Source organism: Mesorhizobium sp. M2A.F.Ca.ET.067.02.1.1 (genome assembly GCF_004023285.1).
Classification (GTDB): Bacteria; Pseudomonadota; Alphaproteobacteria; order Rhizobiales; family Rhizobiaceae; genus Mesorhizobium.
Genome location: NZ_RZSB01000039.1, coordinates 1 through 18,261 on the forward strand (window position 1 = coordinate 1; position 18,261 = coordinate 18,261).

The following is an 18,261-nucleotide window of genomic DNA, read 5'->3' on the forward strand; positions in this document are numbered from 1 at the left end:
CCGGATCAGCGCGCTGCGATGCGCGGCCGGATTGGAGCGGTTGCGCTCCTTGAGCAGTTCCGGCCAGTTGTCGGTGACTATGCCGAGGAAATCGAGCGTCACCTGCCACCAGCCGGCGAGATTGCCGGTGACCAGCGTCGCGAGCTTCGCCCAATCCGTGCCTTCGGTCTCGATCTCGTCCATCAGCCGGGCAAGGTCGCGCGCCAGCCAGATGGCGTCGGCGGCCGAGGTCGGCACGACGAATTCCTCGTTGAACCGCTCTCTGACATGCGCCGGCAGGCTTTCCTTCCAGGCACGCACCAGCGGCGCCAGCAACAGCAATCGCTCCTGCGCCGCGCTCGGCGGCGCGATGTCTATCGCCGGCGCCGCCTCTGCGTCGAAGGCTGCCTCATCCTCGTCGAACTCGCCGAGCGGCCGCACCGTCGGCAGGATGGCCGAGCGTTGACCGAGAATGTCGACGAAGGCGCCGCGCAGCGCCCGCGCCGCGCGTCGGGTCGGCACATAGACGGTCGCGTCGGCCAGCGCCAGCGGCTCGCCGTCGAAACGAAAGCCGGGAATCAATCGTCCGTCGAGCAACGCCTCCGCCAGCGTCGGCAGGAACGGCGCTCCGGGCGGGATGGAAAGGACGCGGCGCGCGCCGCTCATACCGCTTTCGCGAGCGCGCCGGCCACGGCCGCTTCGGCGGCGGGAATGGCGTCCGGCGTGCCGACGGTGATCCAGCGCCCGTTCATCTTCATGCCGAACAGGCGCCCGGCGGCGATCGCCTTGTCGAAATAGACGTTGAGCGAATGCGAGCCCGTGGGCGCGTCCTTGAAGATGCGCGGATGGATGATGGCGGCGCCGGCATAGATCAGGCCAGTCGGATCACCCTTCGAGCGCCGTAGAGCTCCATCGGCGGCAACCAGGAAATCGGTGCCGACGCAGTGCCCGGTCGCTGAGTCGAGATCGGTAAGCATCAGCAGAATATCCATTCTGGCGGCGTCCCATGCAAGGGCAAGGCGCTTGAGGCTGGGCTGACCGCTGTCGATCCAGAACGTATCGGCGTTGATGATGTAGAAGGGCTCGCTGCCCAGAAGCGGCAGCGCCTTGACGATGCCGCCCGCCGATTCCAGCAGCGCCTCGCGCTCGTCGGAGATGACGATCTTCGGAGCTTTCCGGCTGGCGACATGGGCGACGATCTGCTCGGGCAGATAGTGCACATTGACGACGGCCTTGGCGATGCCGGCGGCCTCCAGGCTGTCCAGCCCCCAGTCGAGCAAGGTCTTGCCGGCGATCTTCACCAGCGGCTTGGGCATCGTGTCGGTGATCGGCCGCATGCGCTTGCCAAGCCCGGCCGCCAGCACCATCGCTGTCTTCGGCGTCGTGGTTGGGGGCTTCATGGGACCCGTTCCTCGAGCAGGCCGTGGGCCATGTAGAATTCCTTCAGGCCGGCCAGCGCCGGATGCGCCAGCGCCCGCCTCAGATAGTCGCGGATGCGCGGCAGGTGTTTCAGATAGTAAGGCTTGCCGTCGCGCTTTTCGAGCCGCACGAAGATGCCGAGGATCTTCGAATTGCGCTGCGCCGCCATGATCGCGTAGGCCTCGGCGAAAGCGGCTTCATGGAAGGCGCCCGCAGCGTGCCGCGCCGCGACATAGGCGGCGACCGTCCGGCGCTCGATCTCGGGCGAGACGGTGACGCGTGCGTCCATGGCCAGGGAGGCGACGTCATAGGCGGCGGGCCCGATCAGCGCGTCCTGGACGTCGACGATGCCGAGCCGGTCGAGGCCGGATCGCTCTGCCCGCCAGATGATGTTGGGCGAATGGAAATCGCGCAGCATCAGCGTGTATTCGCTGCCGGCGAGGCGGTCGAGCGCCGCGTTCCATTCCTTGTGATAGCCCGCTCGCAAGTCCTCGCTCGCCGGACCGCCGGTGATCCAGGGCACATACCAGTCGACCAGAAGATCGGCCTCGATCAGCATGGCGTCGCGATCGAAGGGCGGCACGTCGTGGACCACGCCGGGCGCCGCTTCCATGCGCGTGGGCCAGGCCTTGCCATGCATCATGGCAAGCAGTTCGGCCGCTGCTTCGTAGCGTTCGGCGATGGGCTGGCCGTCGTGGCTGAGAAAACCTTCCGATCCGAGATGTTCGATGAGCAGAAAGCCTTGGTCGATGTCCTGGGCATGGATCACCGGCACGCTGACGCCGTTCGCCAGCAGCGCCTTGTCGATGGCGACGAAGGCGGCGACGGATTGAGCCGTATGGGCGATCACCGCATAGGGCTTGCCGTCGCGCACCGGCGGCCCGAGCACCAGGCGCGGAGAGTTCATAAGCACACGCGGCGCCTCGCCGGGCAGCGACACGATCTCGTAGGAGCGGGCGGAGGCATCGCCGACGAAATGGCGGCGGCTGGCTTCGCCCCGTCTGGCCGAGGCCAGGAAATCGCGCATGGCCAGCGATCGCGCCACGCGCTCAAAGACAGGTCCCTGGCCCGACAACCGCGCCACGCGACCTTCGCCATGTTCGGCGAGATCGACCCACAGCGCATTTGCGGGCAATCGGTCTCCGGCCCGTTCCGGCCACTCGATCAACGCCGCGCCTTGGCTGAGAGCATCGTCGAGTCCGAGCTCGTCGAGCTCGTCCGGCGCGGAAAGCCGATAGAGGTCGAAATGGTGGACGGGGACGCGCGTCTCGTAGCTCTGTACCAGCGTAAAGGTCGGGCTCGGCACCTCGAGATTGGCGTCGTCGGCCAGTGCCCGGATCAGCGCGCGGGCCAGCGTCGACTTGCCGGCGCCGAGATCGCCTTTGAGCGCGATCGCGTCGCCGGCGCGCAATGCCATGGCGAGATCCTCGCCAAGCCTTGCCGTTGCCGCCTCGTCGGCGAGAAAACGCTCCAGCACCATCCCTTCCATATAGGCCGCGCTACTCGGCCGCGTCGCGGATGCCGGCCGGCGTATCCGGGATTCCGGACGGCTTGTCCGGGAAGGTGCAGATCACCGTGGTGCCCCTGTCCTGGCCGGTCTCGATGCGCACGGTTCCGCCATGCAGCTCGACGAAGCTCTTGACGATCGAGAGCCCCAGCCCGGCGCCGCGCCGCCGCCCGCCATTGGCGCGCGGCTCGAAGCGGCGGAAGACCGACTCCAGCACGTCCGGCGGCATGCCGGGGCCGTCATCATGCACCGAGAACTCGACGGCGTCGGCCAGCCGCCGGCAGGTAAGCCGGATCGTGCTTGCCTCCGGCGCGTAGTTCGCCGCGTTGCTGAGCAAATTGTAGAGGATCTGGCGGATGCGGGTCTCGTCGCCATGGAAGCTCGCCGGCGCCTCCGTCGCGTCGATCGCGAGCTTGATCCGGTGCTCGTCCAGCCGGTCGGCGACCAGCTCGGCCGCCGCGGCGATCGTCCGATCGATGTTCATCTCGGAAATGTCGAGCTGCATGATTCCGGCGTCGACCGTCGCCAGGTCGAGAATGTCGTTGACGATGGTGAGCAGCACCGATGACGACGAGCCGACATACTCGACATATTCGCGCTGCTTCGGCGTCAACGGCCCGGTGGCGGGCAGCGACAGCAACTCGGTGAAGCCGATGATGTTGGTCAGCGGCGAGCGCAGCTCATAGGACACGTGCTGCACGAATTCGTTCTTCAACTGGTCGGACTTCTCCAGCGCTTCGTTCCTGTCCTTCAGCGCCCGCTCGACATTGACGGTGTCGGTGACGTCGACGAAGGTGATCATCACCTGGCCATTGGGCAGGTGGATCACCGCGTAGCTCAGCACGTTGCCATTGATCAGCTCGATCTGGCCGCGCCGGTCGCGGCGCTCGTCGTCGAAGCCGGTGACGGCGGCGACGAAGCCGCCCCACGGGCTGTTCGCGGCGTGCTGGTCGCACAGGTCGCGGATCGCCGAGACATGGACGTTGGGCTTGAGCGCTTCCGCCGTCAGCCCCCAAAGCGCGACGAAGGCCGGATTGGACAGGCGCAGCCGCCCGTCCGGACCGAAGACGACCACGCCTTCGGCGAGGTTGTCCAGCGTCTCGCCCTGCACCCGCACGGCGGTCTGGTAGCGGCTCTCGAGATCCATCTTCTCGGTCAGGTTCTCGAACACCCAGGTGACGCCGCCCTTCGGCTGCGGGTTCGCCACTACGCGGATCGTCTTGCCGTCCGGCAGGTGCCACCAATGCTCCTGCGATTCGACGGCGCGATAGGCGCTGAGCAGGTTCTCCTTCCAGCGCCGCCATTCCGGCTGCTCGGCGATCCTGCCTTCCGAGCGCAGCCGGTCAAGCAGCAGCGTGTTGGAGGGCGCGCTGAGCAGGAAGCCCGAATCCAGGCCCCACAGCTTCTGGAAGGCCTGGTTGAAGAAACGCAGCTTCTCGTCGGTGTCGAAGATCGCCACCGCGGTGTTCAGCTGGTCGAGCGTGTCGGCATGGCTGCGCACGGTCCGCTCATGTTCGGCGCGGATCGTCTCGGCCGCGCTTGTGTCGCAAGCAAGTCCCGCCGAGCCGTCGGCGCCGGCGAAGTCGGTGACCGCGAACATGCGGCGGTCGCCATCGATCACGGTGGAAAGCGTCTGTTCGAAGACCGCGCGCGTCTTGTGCTGTTCGGCGATCTGATCGCGCGCCTGGCCGCCGAGGAACTCCCTGGCGTCGCGCACGGCCGCAGCCGGGCTTTCCGCCTCCACCGCCTCGGCATAGGCGCGGTTGACCCATTGCAATCGGCCGTCCGCCGCCCGCAGCCATGCCGGCATCTTCAACGCGTCGAGCAGGCCGATCATGGTGTCGTGGTCGGCGCTGAGCCGCTGGTTCTCGATCTTCAGCCTGGCTTGGTTGCGCAGCGTCTCCGACAGCGAGACGAAGCGCACCAAGACATGCGCCGCGCTTTTGCGGCCATGCACTTCCAGCGGCACGCCGGCCTGCGTTTCGATGACCAGATCGAAGGCCTTTGCCTGCTCGCGCAGCGCGGCGACCGCGTGTTCCAGCGCCGCCGCCGAGCGCGGCATCAGCCAGCGGCCGAAAGCGAGGAAGGCGGACCTGTCGTCGGGCGCGCCGCTTTCCAACGGCAGGCTGCCGATGAGTTCGGGTTTCTTGTTGTCCGTGGCCCAGACGATCAGCCGCTGGTCGCGCAGGTTGAGCAGCGCCTCGGAACGCTGCAGCGCCGCGTTGACGTCCGCGATGCGGGCCCTGAGCTGGACATTCTGCGCGGCGGTGCGCCCGCGTTCGCGGATCAGGAAGATGGCCGAGACAAGCGCCGCGCCCATCACGCCGACGAACATGGCGAGCTGCATGACCTCGACGGTACTGACCGGCGCATCGGCCTTTCCCGGAAGGCTTGTGTCGGCGCGCGCGGCAAAGGCGAGCAGCGGGCTGGCAAGCGCCGAGGTGGCAAGAAGTAAGGCCTGCCGCGCACCGGCGCGAAAACCGCCGCCGTTCACGGCGGGGTCGGCTTCGTTCGAATCCTCATGGCCGCCGGAAACGGCCTTTCCCGCGCTTCGCGGGTAATCCCCCGGCATGTCTTGGTCCTCTTCGCCGCTTGAATGCAAGACCGCCCTGAATGCGTCCCCGGCCCAACATGTCCCCGGACCGCGAATCACAACAATAACGCCTGCTGGAATCGGCGTGAAGAATCATTGGCGCAAAAAATAAAGCCGGGCGGAAAGTCAACCACCCGACTTCAATATCTGGTAGATAATTTCGCTTTGGTTAATAGCGGTAGTGTTCCGGCTTATACGGGCCCTGCGGCGTCACGCCGATATAGGCGGCCTGTTCGCCGGAGAGCTCCGTGAGCTTGGCGCCGAGCTTGTCGAGATGCAGCCGCGCCACCTTCTCGTCGAGATGCTTGGGCAGCACATAGACCTGGTTCTGGTACTGGCCGTGCTTGGTGAACAGCTCGATCTGCGCCAGGACCTGGTTGGTGAACGAGGCCGACATGACGAAGCTCGGATGTCCGGTGGCGTTGCCGAGGTTGAGCAGGCGTCCCTCGGAGAGAAGGATCATCCGCTTGCCGTCCGGGAAGGTGATCAGGTCGACCTGCGGCTTGACGTTGGTCCATTTCAGGTTGCGCAGCGACGCCACCTGGATCTCGTTGTCGAAGTGGCCGATATTGCCGACGATCACCATGTCCTTCATCGCCCGCATGTGGTCGAGCGTGACGACATCCTTGTTGCCGGTGGTGGTGATGACGATGTCGGCGGTTGGGGCCGCGTCTTCCAGCGTCACCACCTCGAAGCCGTCCATCGCTGCCTGCAGCGCGCAGATCGGGTCGACCTCGGTGACCTTGACGCGGGCGCCGGCGCCGCGCAGCGAGGCCGACGAGCCCTTGCCGACGTCGCCATAGCCGCACACCACCGCGACCTTGCCGGCCATCATCGTGTCGGTGCCGCGGCGGATGCCGTCGACCAGCGATTCCTTGCAGCCATATTTGTTGTCGAACTTCGACTTGGTGACGGAATCGTTGACGTTGATCGCCGGGAAGGGCAGCAGGCCCTTCTTCTGCAGCTGGTAGAGGCGGTTGACGCCGGTGGTGGTCTCCTCGGTGACGCCGCGGATTGCTTCGCGCTGCTTGGTGAAGAAGCCGGGCGAGGCCTTCAGGCGCTTCTTGATCTGCGCGAACAGGATCTCTTCCTCCTCGCTGCCGGGATTGGACAACACGTCCTCGCCGGCCTCTGCACGCGCGCCGAGCAGAATATACATGGTGGCGTCGCCGCCGTCATCGAGGATCATGTTGGATGTGCCGCCATCGGTCCACTGAAAGATGCGGTCGGTGTAATCCCAATAGTCCTGGAGCGACTCGCCCTTGATGGCGAAGACCGGAATGCCGGCCTCGGCGATCGCCGCAGCCGCATGGTCCTGCGTCGAGAAGATGTTGCACGATGCCCAGCGGATGTCGGCGCCCAGCGCCTTCAGCGTCTCGATCAGCACCGCCGTCTGGATCGTCATGTGCAGCGAGCCGGTGATGCGCGCGCCCTTCAGCGGCTTCTTGGCGCCGAACTCCTCGCGGCAGGCCATCAGGCCCGGCATTTCGGTTTCGGCGATCTCGATCTCCTTGCGGCCCCAGCCGGCAAGCGAGATGTCGGCGACCACATAGTCCTTGCTACCCGTCATGGCAGTGCTCCGGTGTGATTTTCTCAATGCGCGCCGGCGCCGGGAGGCGCATGGAAGGGCGCGGTTGCCGGCCTGACTAGCAGATCGGCCGCGATACGACAATGGGACATAAAGAAATCTTTATGCGCGCATGTCTTCGAGGCGCGAAATGTGAGGCCGGGAACTAGATTTCCTCGCCGAAACGCGAGGCGACCAGCTGCTCCAGCGCGTCCATGGCCGGCACGGCTTCCGGGCCGCTGGCGATCACGCGGATCGAATAGCCCGGGCTCGCCGCCAGCATCATCAAGCCCATGATCGAGGTGCCGCCGACCTTCACGCCGTCCTTCTCGACATGGATGGTGGCATTGAAGCCGCTGGCAACCTGGACGAATTTCGCCGAAGCGCGCGCATGCAGGCCGCGCTGGTTGATGATCGGGAACTCCCGCACAACCTCGTCCGTCTGCTGCGCCGGTGCGTTCATTTGCTGCTCAGGAGCTGGCTGGCGACGTTGATGTATTTGCGGCCCGCCGCCTGCGCTTCATCGAGCGCGGCGGCCATGTTGTCGCCCTTGCGGATCGAGGAGAGCTTGATCAGCATCGGCAGGTTCATGCCGGCGATGACCTCGGTGCGACCGGATTCCATGACCGAGATGGCGAGGTTGGAGGGCGTGCCGCCGAACATGTCGGTTAGCACGATGACGCCGGCGCCGGTGTCGACGCGCGCCACAGCGTCGACGATGTCGGCCCGGCGCTGCTCCATGTCGTCGTCGGCGCCGATCGCCACGGTTTCGAAATTGTCTTGCGGCCCGACGACATGTTCTACGGCATGCCGGAACTCGGTGGCGAGTTGACCGTGCGTCACGAGCACGAGTCCGATCATTCTCTGGTGGCTCCCGTCATCGCCGCTTCACAGGCGTATATTATGTTCGCCAGCCATTCCAGGCGGCGGGAGCGCTATCTTGTCGACGCACGGCCGGTTGACAAGCCCAAAATTGCGGCGGCTTGGGCCATTTTGACGCATCGCAGCAAAAAACCCCGGCCGGATCATGAAAAAGGCTGGATCGCCAGCCGCGCCATCAGCATGGGCAGCGCGGCGGTGACATTTTGCCGGGTGATGTCGATGCGGGGCAGCCGGCAACCCTCGATCGTCTCGGTGGCTTCGTCTTGCAGCCGCGCCATATCGGCCGGCTCGACAAGCCGAACGACAAGGTCAATCACGGCGGCCGGCTCGAAGGCCAACGGCCGCGGCCCGATGCCGTGCACCTCGCAGAGTCCCGCGATGCTTGCCGGCGCGCGGCACACCAGCCGCCCGCCATGCGCGGCGGCGAACAGCTGGTCGTCGCCCAGCAGCCGGGAAAACATGCCGCGGGTTCGGCAATGATCGAGGAGCGCCAGCGCCAGCGTCGTCTTGCCGGCGCCGGACGGCCCCGTGATCAGCACGCCGCGCTCGCCGATCAGGAGGGCCGTCCCGTGGATATTCAGGGGCTTCGCGGCGGTGTCCGGCATGTTCGGCTAGCGTCAGCCTTCCGCCGGCAGCGTCACCACGAAACGCGCGCCCTTGATCTCGCCGGGCTTGGTGCCGGGGATGTTTTCGGCCGTCAGCGTGCCGCCATGCGCCTCGACGATCTGGCGGCTGATCGACAGCCCGAGACCAGAGTTCTGGCCGAACGCCTCGCCGGCCGGCCGGTCGGTGTAGAAGCGCTCGAAGATGCGGTCGATGTTCTCGGCCCGGATACCCGGGCCGTTGTCGTCGACGGTGATGATGTTGAACTTGCCAGCGCGCGCCAATGAGATCGCGATATGGCCGTGCTCGTCGGGCACGAAGGAGCGCGCGTTCTCGATCAGGTTGGTGATGACTTGGCCAATCCTCAGATCATGGCCGACAACGTAATAGCCCTTGGCGCCGGTCGGCAGCTTGGCCACCTTGAGTTCGATCTCGACAGCCTTCTTGTTGCGCGTGGTCTCGCGCGAGACCGCGACCAGATCGGTGATGAACTTCTTCAGGTCCACGGTTCCGGCGTCCTCGCGCGCCAGCTCCGCGTCGAGACGGGAGGCGTCGGAGATGTCGGTGATCAGCCGGTCGAGCCGCTTCACGTCGTGCTGGATGATCTCCATCAGACGCGCGCGAGACGTGTCGTTCTTCGCCAAGGGCAGCGTCTCGACCGCGCTGCGCAGCGATGTCAGCGGGTTCTTCAATTCATGCGAGACGTCGGCGGCGAAGCTTTCGATCGCCTCGATGCGCGCGTAAAGCGCATTGGTCATGTCGCGCACGGCGATGGACAAATTGCCGATCTCGTCCTGCCGGTCGGAAAAGTCCGGTATTTCCTCGCGGTTCTTGACGCCGCGCCGCACCCTGACGGCGGCGGCGGAAAGCCGCCGCAGCGGATTGGCGATGGTGGACGCCAGAAGCATCGAAAGGATCGCGGTGACCAGCGCCGCGACGCCGAACACGCGCAGGATCGCCTTGCGCTCGGCCGCGACGATCTTGTCGATATCGCCGCCTTCCGTGGACAGCATCAGCACACCCAGCACGGCGCGAAAACGCTGGATCGGCACCGCGACGGAGACGATCTGCTCGCCCTGCTCGCTCACCCGCACAATGGTCGAAGGGCTGCCGGTCAGCGCCTTGACCACCTCCGGGAAGGCCGCGCCATTGCCGCCGGGCTGCTCGTGGTAGACGGGCAGGTCCTTGTTGCGGAAGAAGTCGAAGATGAACTTCTCGACCCGCTCCACGAGGGCGGGCTGTTCGTCGTCGACGGGCGGCAGGTCGTAGCGCAGGATCTGGCCGCGCGAATAGAGATGCCGGGAGTCGAGCAGGAGGTTCGCGTCGCGGTCATAGATGCGGGCGCGGGTGCGCGTCGGCGAGATCAGCCGTCTCAGCACCGGCGCGACGCGCTCGGGGTTGATCGGGAAGTCCAGATTGTCGAGCTGGTCCGATCCGGGCCCCAGGCTCTCGCCGGCCTGCAGCTCGAGCAGCTTTTCCGGGTCGATGCTGATCGAATCGGTTTCCACCGTCGCCGAGGCGGCGATCGCGCCGGCGATGATTTCGCCCTGCGTCATCAGGCTCTCGACGCGAGCGTCGATCAGGCCGTCGCGAAAGGTGTTGAGGTAGAGGATGCCGGTCACCAGCACGGCAAGGCCGGCCAGGTTGAGGAACAGGATGCGCCTCGTCAGGCTGGAGAAGATGTGATGGCCGAGAAACCGGCGCATCGGCACCGTGATTCTCGACACGAAGGCGGGCACGATCCGCGGCGGACGCCTTGCCGCGCCCGCCCGTCTGCCTCGCTCTACTTCCACTGCCATCGAATAGCAGGCCCTGGTTAATTAGTGAGTAGTGAGTAGGCAGTAGGCAGTAGGGAATAGAGCAGTGGCTGGCGGGGACCGCAGCTGGCATAACCGGCCGCTCGCACTATTCAAAGCTGACTACCGACTATTCCCTACTGCCTACTCACTACTGCCTATTCATGCTTCGCGGAACCGGTACCCGACTCCGTAAAGGGTTTCGATCATCTCGAAGTCGTCGTCGACGGCCTTGAACTTCTTGCGCAGCCGCTTGATGTGGCTGTCGATGGTGCGGTCGTCGACATAGACCTGCTCATCATAGGCCGAATCCATCAGCGCATCACGGCTTTTCACCACACCGGGGCGCTGCGCCAGCGAATGCAGGATGAGGAACTCGGTCACCGTCAGCGTCACCGGCTCGCCTTTCCAGGTGCAGGTATGGCGTTCCTGGTCCATCACCAGCTGGCCGCGTTCGAGCGAGCGGGCCTGCTGGGCGGGCGCCTTGGCCGCCGCCTCGCGGGCGCTGGTCCGGCGCAGCACCGCCCGCACGCGCTCGACCAGGAGCCGCTGCGAGAAGGGTTTGCGGATGAAATCGTCGGCGCCCATCTTGAGGCCGAACAATTCGTCGATCTCGTCGTCCTTAGACGTCAGGAAGATCACCGGCAGGTCCGATTTCTGACGCATGCGGCGCAACAGCTCCATGCCGTCCATGCGCGGCATCTTGATGTCGAGGATGGCGAGGTTCGGCGGGCGCGCCGCCAGGCCTTCCAGCGCCGACGCGCCGTCGGTGTAGGTTTCGACCCGGTAGCCCTCGGATTCGAGCGCGATCGACACCGAGGTCAGGATGTTGCGGTCGTCGTCGACAAGCGCGATTGTTGCCATTTCAAGCGGCTCCCTCATGAGCTGTCCCTTCTGTCGTCGAGAAGGGGCTTTTGCAGGACAAATTGGGTACAAAATGTGGCACGGGCCCTGTCCGAAGTCACGGGCGGCCTGCCGCTACACACCATCGCACCCATAACGGGATTGGACGATTGGAGTCTGCCAATCCTTTGGGCAACGTCCGCGACTTTTTGCACATATAAACGATTTAAACAACTTTCAAATTTTTTAAATCGATTAATGATTTGATATCATTCGGCTTTTCTGGTTCTGAACCTGACAGCCCCCGGCACGGGCTCAGTGAAATCCCCGTCACATGCGGCCAAATCCAGAGAGGAAATTTGATGTCGGAAGCCGGCAAACGCAACCCCGACTGCGCTATTGACGCGATCGGCCTAAAGACCACGGGCATGGTGCGCTACAATCTCGGCGCGGCCGAACTCTACGAGGAAGCGATCCGGCGCAGCGAGGCGAGGCTGACCGCGCAAGGCGCGCTGGTCGCCGAGACCGGTCAGCACACCGGGCGTTCGCCGAAGGACAAATTCGTCGTGCGCGACGAGGCGACCGAGCCGCATGTCTGGTGGGACAACAACAAGGCGATCTCGCCCGCCCAGTTCGAGTCGCTGCTTTTCGACTTCCGCGCCCACGCGGCGGACAAGGATCTCTATGTTCAGGACCTGGTCGGCGGCGCCGACGCCGACCTCAAGCTGCCGACCCGGGTCATCACCGAATTCGCCTGGCACTCGCTTTTCATCCGCAACCTTTTGATCCGCCCGCAAGCCGCGGAGCTCGAGCGCTTCCTCCCCGACATGACGATCATCGATTTGCCGTCCTTCCGCGCCGATCCGGCGCGTCACGGCACCCGCACCGAAACCGTGATCGCGGTCGACCTGATCCGCAAGATCGTGCTGATCGGCGGCACGTCCTATGCCGGCGAGATGAAGAAGTCGGTATTCACCATGCTGAACTACCTGCTGCCGCAAAAGAGCGTGATGCCCATGCACTGTTCCGCCAATGAAGGCCCGGCCGGCGACGCGGCGGTGTTCTTCGGCCTGTCCGGTACCGGCAAGACGACGCTGTCGGCGGATCCGTCGCGCACGCTGATCGGCGACGACGAGCATGGTTGGGGCCCGCACGGCGTCTTCAATTTCGAGGGCGGCTGCTACGCCAAGACGATCAGGCTGTCGGCCGAGGCCGAGCCTGAGATCTTCGCCACAACGCAGCGCTTCGGCACGGTTCTGGAGAATGTCGTGCTCGATGCCGGTCGCGTGCCGGATTTCAATGACGGCAGCCTCACCGAGAACACGCGCTGCGCCTATCCGTTGGACTTCATCCCCAACGCCTCGAAGACCGGCCGCGCAGGCCATCCGAAGAACATCATCATGCTGACCGCCGACGCTTTCGGCGTGATGCCGCCGATCGCCAAATTGACCCCGGCGCAGGCGATGTATCACTTCCTGTCCGGTTACACCGCCAAGGTCGCCGGCACGGAAAAGGGCGTCACCGAGCCGGAGGCGACCTTCTCGACCTGCTTCGGCGCCCCCTTCATGCCGCGCCATCCCTCGGAATACGGCAATCTGCTGCGCGAGCTGATCGCCGAGCACAAGGTCGATTGCTGGCTCGTCAACACCGGCTGGACCGGCGGCGCCTACGGCACCGGCCGCCGCATGCCGATCAAGGTGACGCGCGCTCTTCTGGGCGCCGCGCTCGATGGTTCGCTGAAGTCGGCCGAGTTCCGCACTGACGCCAATTTCGGCTTCGAGGTGCCGGTGGCGGTTCCGGGCGTCGACGGCGCCATTCTCGACCCGCGCTCGACCTGGGCGGACGAGGCCGGCTACGACCCCCAGGCCGCGAAGCTGGTCAACATGTTCGCGACCAACTTCGAGAAGTTCGAGCGTCACGTCGACGCCGCCATCCTGGGCGCGGCGCCGCGCCTGCAGGAGGCGGCGGAATAATCGCTGCCTCGAGCGTCCTCACCTCCAGTGCTCGGCCAGCGCAATTCCAGGAAAAGTGCAAAACGGTTTTCCGTCCGGAATTGCGCCAACATTGAGAGCCAGGGAGGATTCGCCGTTTCCGTGAAACGGTGAAGCCCCCTGCGCCGGGCCTTTTCTTTTTGCAGCCGTCGCGTCATGAGTGCTCCATGGCGAGCGACGACGACATCATCATATCAGGCGAAGCGGTCATCCATGCGGGCGACCTGCATGAGGACTTCATCCGCTCGTCCGGCCCGGGCGGCCAGAACGTCAACAAGGTAGCCACCGCCGTGCAGTTGCGCTTCGACGCAGCGAACGCTTCGGGCCTTAGCGAGCGGGTCCGCGTCCGCGCGATCAAGCTTGCCGGCCAGCGCGCCACCAAGGACGGCGTCATCGTCATCGAGGCCGGTCGGTTCCGCACCCAGGAGCAGAACCGGGCCGACGCGCGGGCGCGCCTGACCGCGCTGGTCGCCAAGGCGGCCGAGCCGCCACCGCCGCCGCGCAAGAAGACCAGGCCGTCCAAAGGCGCCGTGGAGCGCCGCCTCAAGAGCAAGGCAGGCCGGTCGACGGTGAAGAAGCTGCGCGGTCGCGTCGACAGCGACTGAGCATGCCGGAAACGAGCGGCCGTTTTCGGGTCGCGGAACTCTTCCTTCGGTGGCATGCTTTCGGGCCAATTGATCGGATCGATCCAATGCTCGTTCTGCCCAAAGGCGTCCGCCACATGCCGGGCTACATCGCTCGCCCCGCCCAGGAAGCGCTGGTCAAGGAGATCCGGCGCGTGGTGCAGGCCGCACCCCTCTACGTGCCCGCCATGCCGCGCACCGGCAAGCAGATGAGCGTGCGCATGACCAATTGCGGCGCGCTTGGCTGGGTGACCGGCAAGGAGCGCGGCTACCGCTACCAGCCGACGCATCCGGTGACCGGCGAGCCTTGGCCGCCGATCCCCGAGGCGCTGCTGCAATTGTGGCGCGAAGTCTCGGCTTACCCGCATCTGCCCGAGGGCTGTCTTGTCAACTTCTATGCGGCGGACGCCAGGATGGGTCTGCACCAGGATCGCGACGAGCAGGATTTTGACGCGCCCGTTGTGTCGGTCTCGCTGGGCGACGACTGCCTGTTCCGGGTCGGCCAGAACACGCGCGAAGGCGGCACCAAATCGTTCAGGCTGAAGAGCGGCGACGTCGTCGTGCTCGGCGGCGAGGGGCGCCTCGCCTTCCATGGCGTCGATCGCATCTATCCGGCGACATCGGCGCTGTTGAAGAATGGCGGCCGCATCAATCTGACGCTGCGGCGGGTGACGGTGCCTGGCTGACCATGTCCGGGGGCAACGCGATTTTAAGGACACCCACGCTACAAGCGCGGTTGCCAAATCGAGATCGCCATGGAACCGAACTGGATCAGGACCCGAAGCCTCTTGGACGTGGCAATGGTCACGGTCGTATCGATGATCGGTATCTGGATGGCCGAGGTCTACCTGAGCATGTTGTGGGACCTCGACGGCAGAGGGTTTTCCGAGCTATCGCACAGGCTGCCCTACTGGGATTTCACCAATCTCTGGGCCGGCTCCCGCCTGGCCATCGACGGCCATGTTGCCGTGCTTTTCGATGCGGACGCCTACCGCGCGGCGTTGCGCGGCATGTTCTCGCCCGACCTTCCAAATCAGGAATGGAGCTATCCGCCGAACATCCTCTTGCTCGGCGTCCCGCTCGCGACCCTGCCGATCCTGCCTGCCTATCTGGTCTGGACGTTCGGGACCGTTCTGTGTCTGTGGCTGGCAATCCGGCCGCTGAAACTCGGAGCGCTGGTGGAACTGGCGGTCGTCCTCAGTCCCGCCGTTATCTGGAACTCGATATTCGGTCAGAACGGCGCGCTGACGATGGCCTTGTTGATCGGAGGCCTCGCCGTGGCCCCAAGGCGCCCGTTGCTGGCCGGAGTTCTGTTCGGCCTTCTGACCATCAAGCCGCATCTTGGTATTCTCGTGCCTTTCTGCCTGCTCGCCAGCGGCAACTGGCGAGCCATTTTCGCCGCCATCGTCACCACTGTGGCGGTCGTCCTCGCCACCGGCCTGTTCTTTGGCTTCGATGTCTGGCGGCTGTTCCTGACCGAAACCCGTCCCTTGATGACGGCGATCATGGAGGCGCCTTATCCGCAGCCTTATCAGTATAATGCGATAACGGTGTTCTTCACGGCGAGGGCGCTCGGCTTCGGGCTGACCGCCGCCTATGGCGCCCAGGCAGTCGCGACCATCATTTCCATCGCCATAGCGGTCTGGCTCTGGCGGCCGGGGCGCCAGGTCTCGCATCAGGAACGCGTGGCGCTGACCGCTGTCCTTGCGATCCTTGCCACGCCCTACGGCTACACCTACGACACGATCAGTCTGGCCGTCGCTGTCGCCATGCTGGCCGCGATGACGTCAAGGCCGCCCCGGCTGATACTCGCGATTTGCTGGCTCTGGCCTTTCGTCACGCATTACTTCACCTGGGGCGGATATTGCGTTGCCGTCCTGGTGCCATTGTTTCTCGCCGCGTGGATGCTGTCTACGATATGGACGGGAAGCCGGAAGGCTGAAATCTCCGCAAAGCCGTCGCTGGCGTAGCGGTTCAGGGCGCAGCCGTTCTGGGGCAACTGCCCCGGCGATTTTCCGTCTGGCATAGCGCAAGGAAGAGGGCTTCCGCGTCCCGAATTTTCAGCGATCCAGATTGGATCGTGGCGCGAAGGAGCTGCCTCGCAGATGTGAAGAATGGCGATCCGGCGTCGGGCGCGGCCTCACAGCTTCCTCAGCGCCACTTCCTCGATCAAATGGTTGGCGCCTTTGCGCAGGATGAGATCGGCCCGCGCCCTGGTCGGCAGGATGTTCTCGCGCAGGTTCTTCAGGTTGATATTGGCCCATAGCCCCTCGGCGATGGCGCGCGCGGCGTCCTCGGAAAGCTGAGAATAGCGGTGGAAGAAGGAGTCCGGATTGCGGAAGGCGGTCTCGCGCAGCCGCATGAAGCGCTGGATGTACCATTGGTGGATCAGCTTCTCGTCGGCATCGATATAGATGGCGAAATCGAAGAAGTCTGACAAGAACGGCACGATCTTGCCGTCCTTCGGCAGCTTGCCCGGCTGCAGCACGTTGATGCCTTCGAAGATCAGGATGTCGGGACGGTCGATGGTGACGAACTCGCCGGGGATGACGTCATAGGTCAGGTGCGAGTAGACCGGCGCGCGGACGCTGCCTTGCGCCGATTTGATGCCGGACAGGAATCTCAGCAGCGCGCCGACATCGTAGCTCTCTGGAAATCCCTTGCGCTCCATGAGGTTCTCGCGGCGCAGGATCTCATTGGGCAGCAGGAAGCCGTCGGTGGTGATGAGATCGACCTTGGGGCTCGACGGCCAGCGCGCCAGAAGCTCCTTCAGCACACGCGCCGTGGTCGACTTGCCGACCGCGACCGAACCGGCGATGCCGATGATGAAAGGCGTCTTGACGATTGTCCTGCGCCTTGAAGAAGGCCTGGCGCTGCCTGAACAGCAGCTGGCTCGCCTCGACATGCGCCGAGAGCAGGCGGGAAAGCGACAGGTAGATGCGCTTGACCTCTTCGAGGTTGACCGGGTCATTGAGCGAGCGCAGCCGGTCGATCTCGTCCTCGGTCAGCGTCAGCGGCGTGTCGGCGCGGAACTGCGACCATTGCTCGGCGGAGAAGAAGCGATAAGGGGAATACTTCTCGGTCGGAGTCAGCTGGTCCATCGGGTTTCCTGCCCTCCTCGCCGTCTGCCCCGGGCATCAAACCCGGGGGCGGGACGCCTTTTCGGCAACCCCCGAGCGGCCGGTGCGGCCCTCGAGCTCCTTGAGCACGTCGTCCAACGGAACGCCCGCGATGCCGAGCACGACCAGCCAATGATACAGAAGATCCGCGCTTTCCGAAACGAGGGCCTGCTTGTCGCCGCGGACGGCGGCGATCACGGCTTCCACAGCCTCCTCGCCGAGCTTCTGCGCCGCCTTGTCCATGCCCTTGGCGAACAGTTTCGCCGTCCATGAGTCCGGATCGCCGGAATGGGCGCGCTGATGGATGATCGTTTCCAGCTCGGCGAGCGAAAATTGAGCCATGTCGGTCATCTATCTGCTTGTTTAAGCATGATCTTTTCCGAAAACCGGTCCCCAACCTTGCGGGATCATGCTTTAAGCCCGATGGGCGGCCGAGTCCAGCCGCATCGGCAGGCCGGCCTTGGCCATGTATGCCTTGGCCTCGGCGATCGAGTAAGTGCCGAAATGGAAGATCGAGGCGGCAAGCACGGCGCCAGCGTGGCCGTCGCGGATGCCTTCGACCAGGTGATCGAGCGTTCCGACGCCGCCCGAAGCGATGACCGGCGCGCGCACCGCGTCGGCGACGGCGCGGGTCAGCGCGATGTCATAGCCGGCCTTCGTGCCGTCGCGGTCCATTGAGGTCAGCAGGATCTCGCCGGCGCCGCGATCGACCATGCGTGCGGCGAAGTCGACCGCGTCGATGCCCGTCTTCTCGCGACCGCCATGGGTGAAGATCTCCCAGCGGTCGGCCTCGCCGGCCGCCGACACCTTCTTGGCGTCGATGGCCACGACGATGCACTGGTTGCCGAACTTGTCGGCGGCCTCCGTGACGAAATCGGGGTTCTTCACCGCCGCCGTGTTGATCGACACCTTGTCGGCGCCGGCCAGAAGCAGCTTGCGGATATCGGCCACCTGGCGCACGCCGCCGCCGACGGTGAGCGGCATGAAGCATTGCTCGGCGGTCCGGGCGACCACGTCGAAGATCGTCTCGCGATTGTCCGACGAGGCGGTGATGTCGAGGAAGCACAGCTCATCGGCGCCCGCGGCATCATAAGCCTTGGCGGCTTCGACCGGATCGCCGGCGTCGATGAGGTCGACGAAATTGACGCCCTTGACCACGCGGCCGTTTTTGACGTCCAGGCAGGGGATGACGCGGGCTTTCAGCATCACTTGCTTTCCAGGGTGGACAGCAGGTCGACCACCAGCTCGCCGACCAGCGGCGGCACGTCGCCCTTGGGGTCGAAGGCCGGATCGTAGGCGGAAATGGTGAGCCCGGCGATGGCAAGCGGACCGGCAAGGC

15 protein-coding genes and 2 pseudogenes are annotated in these 18,261 nt (G+C 65.1%); 4 read left to right on the forward strand and 13 right to left on the reverse strand.

Features of this window, described 5'->3' with window-relative positions; translation table 11 throughout:
• The 10 genes and pseudogenes from EOA28_RS06070 to EOA28_RS06120 all read right to left on the reverse strand — a co-directional run.
• A pseudogene (locus tag EOA28_RS06070) lies at positions 1–645 on the reverse strand (double-strand break repair protein AddB); the annotation flags it as partial.
• Positions 642–1,379, reverse strand: a complete 738-nt coding sequence (locus EOA28_RS06075) for a nucleotidyltransferase family protein (protein WP_126080112.1) — start codon at positions 1,377–1,379, stop codon at positions 642–644. The pseudogene EOA28_RS06070 and the gene EOA28_RS06075, both read right to left, overlap by 4 nt.
• Entirely contained in the window at positions 1,376–2,887 is a 1,512-nt protein-coding gene (tsaE, locus tag EOA28_RS06080; RefSeq protein ID WP_126080111.1) for a tRNA (adenosine(37)-N6)-threonylcarbamoyltransferase complex ATPase subunit type 1 TsaE, read from the reverse strand. The genes EOA28_RS06075 and tsaE overlap by 4 nt, the downstream gene beginning before the upstream one ends.
• A gap of 10 nt (positions 2,888–2,897) precedes the next feature.
• On the reverse strand, positions 2,898–5,477 hold the full coding sequence (locus tag EOA28_RS06085; protein WP_126080110.1) for a PAS domain-containing sensor histidine kinase: 2,580 nt from the start codon (positions 5,475–5,477) through the stop codon (positions 2,898–2,900).
• Positions 5,478–5,667: 190 nt separating this feature from the next.
• Positions 5,668–7,068, reverse strand: coding sequence for an adenosylhomocysteinase (gene ahcY / locus EOA28_RS06090; protein ID WP_126063335.1), 1,401 nt, complete (start codon positions 7,066–7,068; stop codon positions 5,668–5,670).
• A gap of 163 nt (positions 7,069–7,231) precedes the next feature.
• Positions 7,232–7,528 carry an HPr family phosphocarrier protein gene (locus EOA28_RS06095; RefSeq protein WP_126080108.1) on the reverse strand — a complete coding sequence of 99 codons (297 nt, stop codon included), beginning with the start codon at positions 7,526–7,528 and terminating at the stop codon, positions 7,232–7,234.
• Positions 7,525–7,926, reverse strand: coding sequence for a PTS sugar transporter subunit IIA (locus tag EOA28_RS06100; RefSeq protein WP_027166957.1), 402 nt, complete (start codon positions 7,924–7,926; stop codon positions 7,525–7,527). Before EOA28_RS06100 ends, EOA28_RS06095 begins: the two co-directional genes overlap by 4 nt.
• A 164-nt stretch (positions 7,927–8,090) precedes the next feature.
• Positions 8,091–8,552 carry an HPr kinase/phosphorylase gene (locus EOA28_RS06110; RefSeq protein ID WP_126080107.1) on the reverse strand — a complete coding sequence of 154 codons (462 nt, stop codon included), beginning with the start codon at positions 8,550–8,552 and terminating at the stop codon, positions 8,091–8,093.
• A 12-nt stretch (positions 8,553–8,564) separates the two neighbouring features.
• Positions 8,565–10,349: a sensor histidine kinase gene (locus tag EOA28_RS06115; protein ID WP_126080106.1), complete on the reverse strand. Its 1,785-nt coding sequence runs from the start codon at positions 10,347–10,349 to the stop codon at positions 8,565–8,567.
• Positions 10,350–10,508: 159 nt separating this feature from the next.
• Complete coding sequence (locus EOA28_RS06120) at positions 10,509–11,210, reverse strand: response regulator transcription factor (protein WP_095819116.1); 702 nt, start codon at positions 11,208–11,210, stop codon at positions 10,509–10,511.
• Positions 11,211–11,551: 341 nt separating this feature from the next.
• Here EOA28_RS06120 and EOA28_RS06125 point away from each other — a divergent pair, with 341 nt between their 5' ends.
• The 4 genes from EOA28_RS06125 (at position 11,552) to EOA28_RS06145 (ending at position 15,773) form a co-directional block, all read left to right on the forward strand.
• Complete coding sequence (locus tag EOA28_RS06125; protein WP_127249732.1) at positions 11,552–13,162, forward strand: phosphoenolpyruvate carboxykinase; 1,611 nt, start codon at positions 11,552–11,554, stop codon at positions 13,160–13,162.
• Positions 13,163–13,347: 185 nt separating this feature from the next.
• Complete coding sequence (arfB, locus tag EOA28_RS06135; RefSeq protein ID WP_126080103.1) at positions 13,348–13,785, forward strand: alternative ribosome rescue aminoacyl-tRNA hydrolase ArfB; 438 nt, start codon at positions 13,348–13,350, stop codon at positions 13,783–13,785.
• 86 nt (positions 13,786–13,871) lie between these two features.
• Positions 13,872–14,489 carry an alpha-ketoglutarate-dependent dioxygenase AlkB gene (locus EOA28_RS06140; RefSeq protein WP_128314705.1) on the forward strand — a complete coding sequence of 206 codons (618 nt, stop codon included), beginning with the start codon at positions 13,872–13,874 and terminating at the stop codon, positions 14,487–14,489.
• Positions 14,490–14,603: 114 nt separating this feature from the next.
• The gene (locus tag EOA28_RS06145) at positions 14,604–15,773 is read left to right on the forward strand and encodes a glycosyltransferase family 87 protein (RefSeq protein ID WP_189341943.1); all 1,170 of its coding nucleotides are present in this window, start codon (positions 14,604–14,606) and stop codon (positions 15,771–15,773) included.
• Between the two features lie 170 nt (positions 15,774–15,943).
• Here EOA28_RS06145 and coaA read toward each other — a convergent pair.
• The 3 genes and pseudogenes from coaA to hisF form a co-directional block, all read right to left on the reverse strand.
• Positions 15,944–16,904 (reverse strand): annotated as a pseudogene (coaA, locus tag EOA28_RS06150) (type I pantothenate kinase).
• A gap of 36 nt (positions 16,905–16,940) precedes the next feature.
• Positions 16,941–17,264 (reverse strand): phosphoribosyl-ATP diphosphatase, encoded by a 324-nt coding sequence (locus tag EOA28_RS06155; RefSeq protein ID WP_126080098.1) that lies wholly within the window; start codon positions 17,262–17,264, stop codon positions 16,941–16,943.
• 72 nt (positions 17,265–17,336) lie between these two features.
• The gene (gene hisF / locus EOA28_RS06160; protein WP_189341946.1) at positions 17,337–18,131 is read right to left on the reverse strand and encodes an imidazole glycerol phosphate synthase subunit HisF; all 795 of its coding nucleotides are present in this window, start codon (positions 18,129–18,131) and stop codon (positions 17,337–17,339) included.
• Positions 18,132–18,261 lie beyond the last annotated feature (130 nt).

Excerpts from the sequence above, each read along its gene's own strand:
- EOA28_RS06075 (WP_126080112.1), bottom strand. The coding sequence starts at position 1,379 with ATGAAGCCCCCAACCACGACGCCGAAGACAGCGATGGTGCTGGCGGCC.
- tsaE (WP_126080111.1), bottom strand. The coding sequence starts at position 2,887 with ATGGAAGGGATGGTGCTGGAGCGTTTTCTCGCCGACGAGGCGGCAACG.
- EOA28_RS06085 (WP_126080110.1), bottom strand. The coding sequence starts at position 5,477 with ATGCCGGGGGATTACCCGCGAAGCGCGGGAAAGGCCGTTTCCGGCGGC.
- ahcY (WP_126063335.1), bottom strand. The coding sequence starts at position 7,068 with ATGACGGGTAGCAAGGACTATGTGGTCGCCGACATCTCGCTTGCCGGC.
- EOA28_RS06095 (WP_126080108.1), bottom strand. The coding sequence starts at position 7,528 with ATGAACGCACCGGCGCAGCAGACGGACGAGGTTGTGCGGGAGTTCCCG.
- EOA28_RS06100 (WP_027166957.1), bottom strand. The coding sequence starts at position 7,926 with ATGATCGGACTCGTGCTCGTGACGCACGGTCAACTCGCCACCGAGTTC.
- EOA28_RS06110 (WP_126080107.1), bottom strand. The coding sequence starts at position 8,552 with ATGCCGGACACCGCCGCGAAGCCCCTGAATATCCACGGGACGGCCCTC.
- EOA28_RS06115 (WP_126080106.1), bottom strand. The coding sequence starts at position 10,349 with ATGGCAGTGGAAGTAGAGCGAGGCAGACGGGCGGGCGCGGCAAGGCGT.
- EOA28_RS06120 (WP_095819116.1), bottom strand. The coding sequence starts at position 11,210 with ATGGCAACAATCGCGCTTGTCGACGACGACCGCAACATCCTGACCTCG.
- EOA28_RS06125 (WP_127249732.1), top strand. The coding sequence starts at position 11,552 with ATGTCGGAAGCCGGCAAACGCAACCCCGACTGCGCTATTGACGCGATC.
- arfB (WP_126080103.1), top strand. The coding sequence starts at position 13,348 with ATGGCGAGCGACGACGACATCATCATATCAGGCGAAGCGGTCATCCAT.
- EOA28_RS06140 (WP_128314705.1), top strand. The coding sequence starts at position 13,872 with ATGCTCGTTCTGCCCAAAGGCGTCCGCCACATGCCGGGCTACATCGCT.
- EOA28_RS06145 (WP_189341943.1), top strand. The coding sequence starts at position 14,604 with ATGGTCACGGTCGTATCGATGATCGGTATCTGGATGGCCGAGGTCTAC.
- EOA28_RS06155 (WP_126080098.1), bottom strand. The coding sequence starts at position 17,264 with ATGGCTCAATTTTCGCTCGCCGAGCTGGAAACGATCATCCATCAGCGC.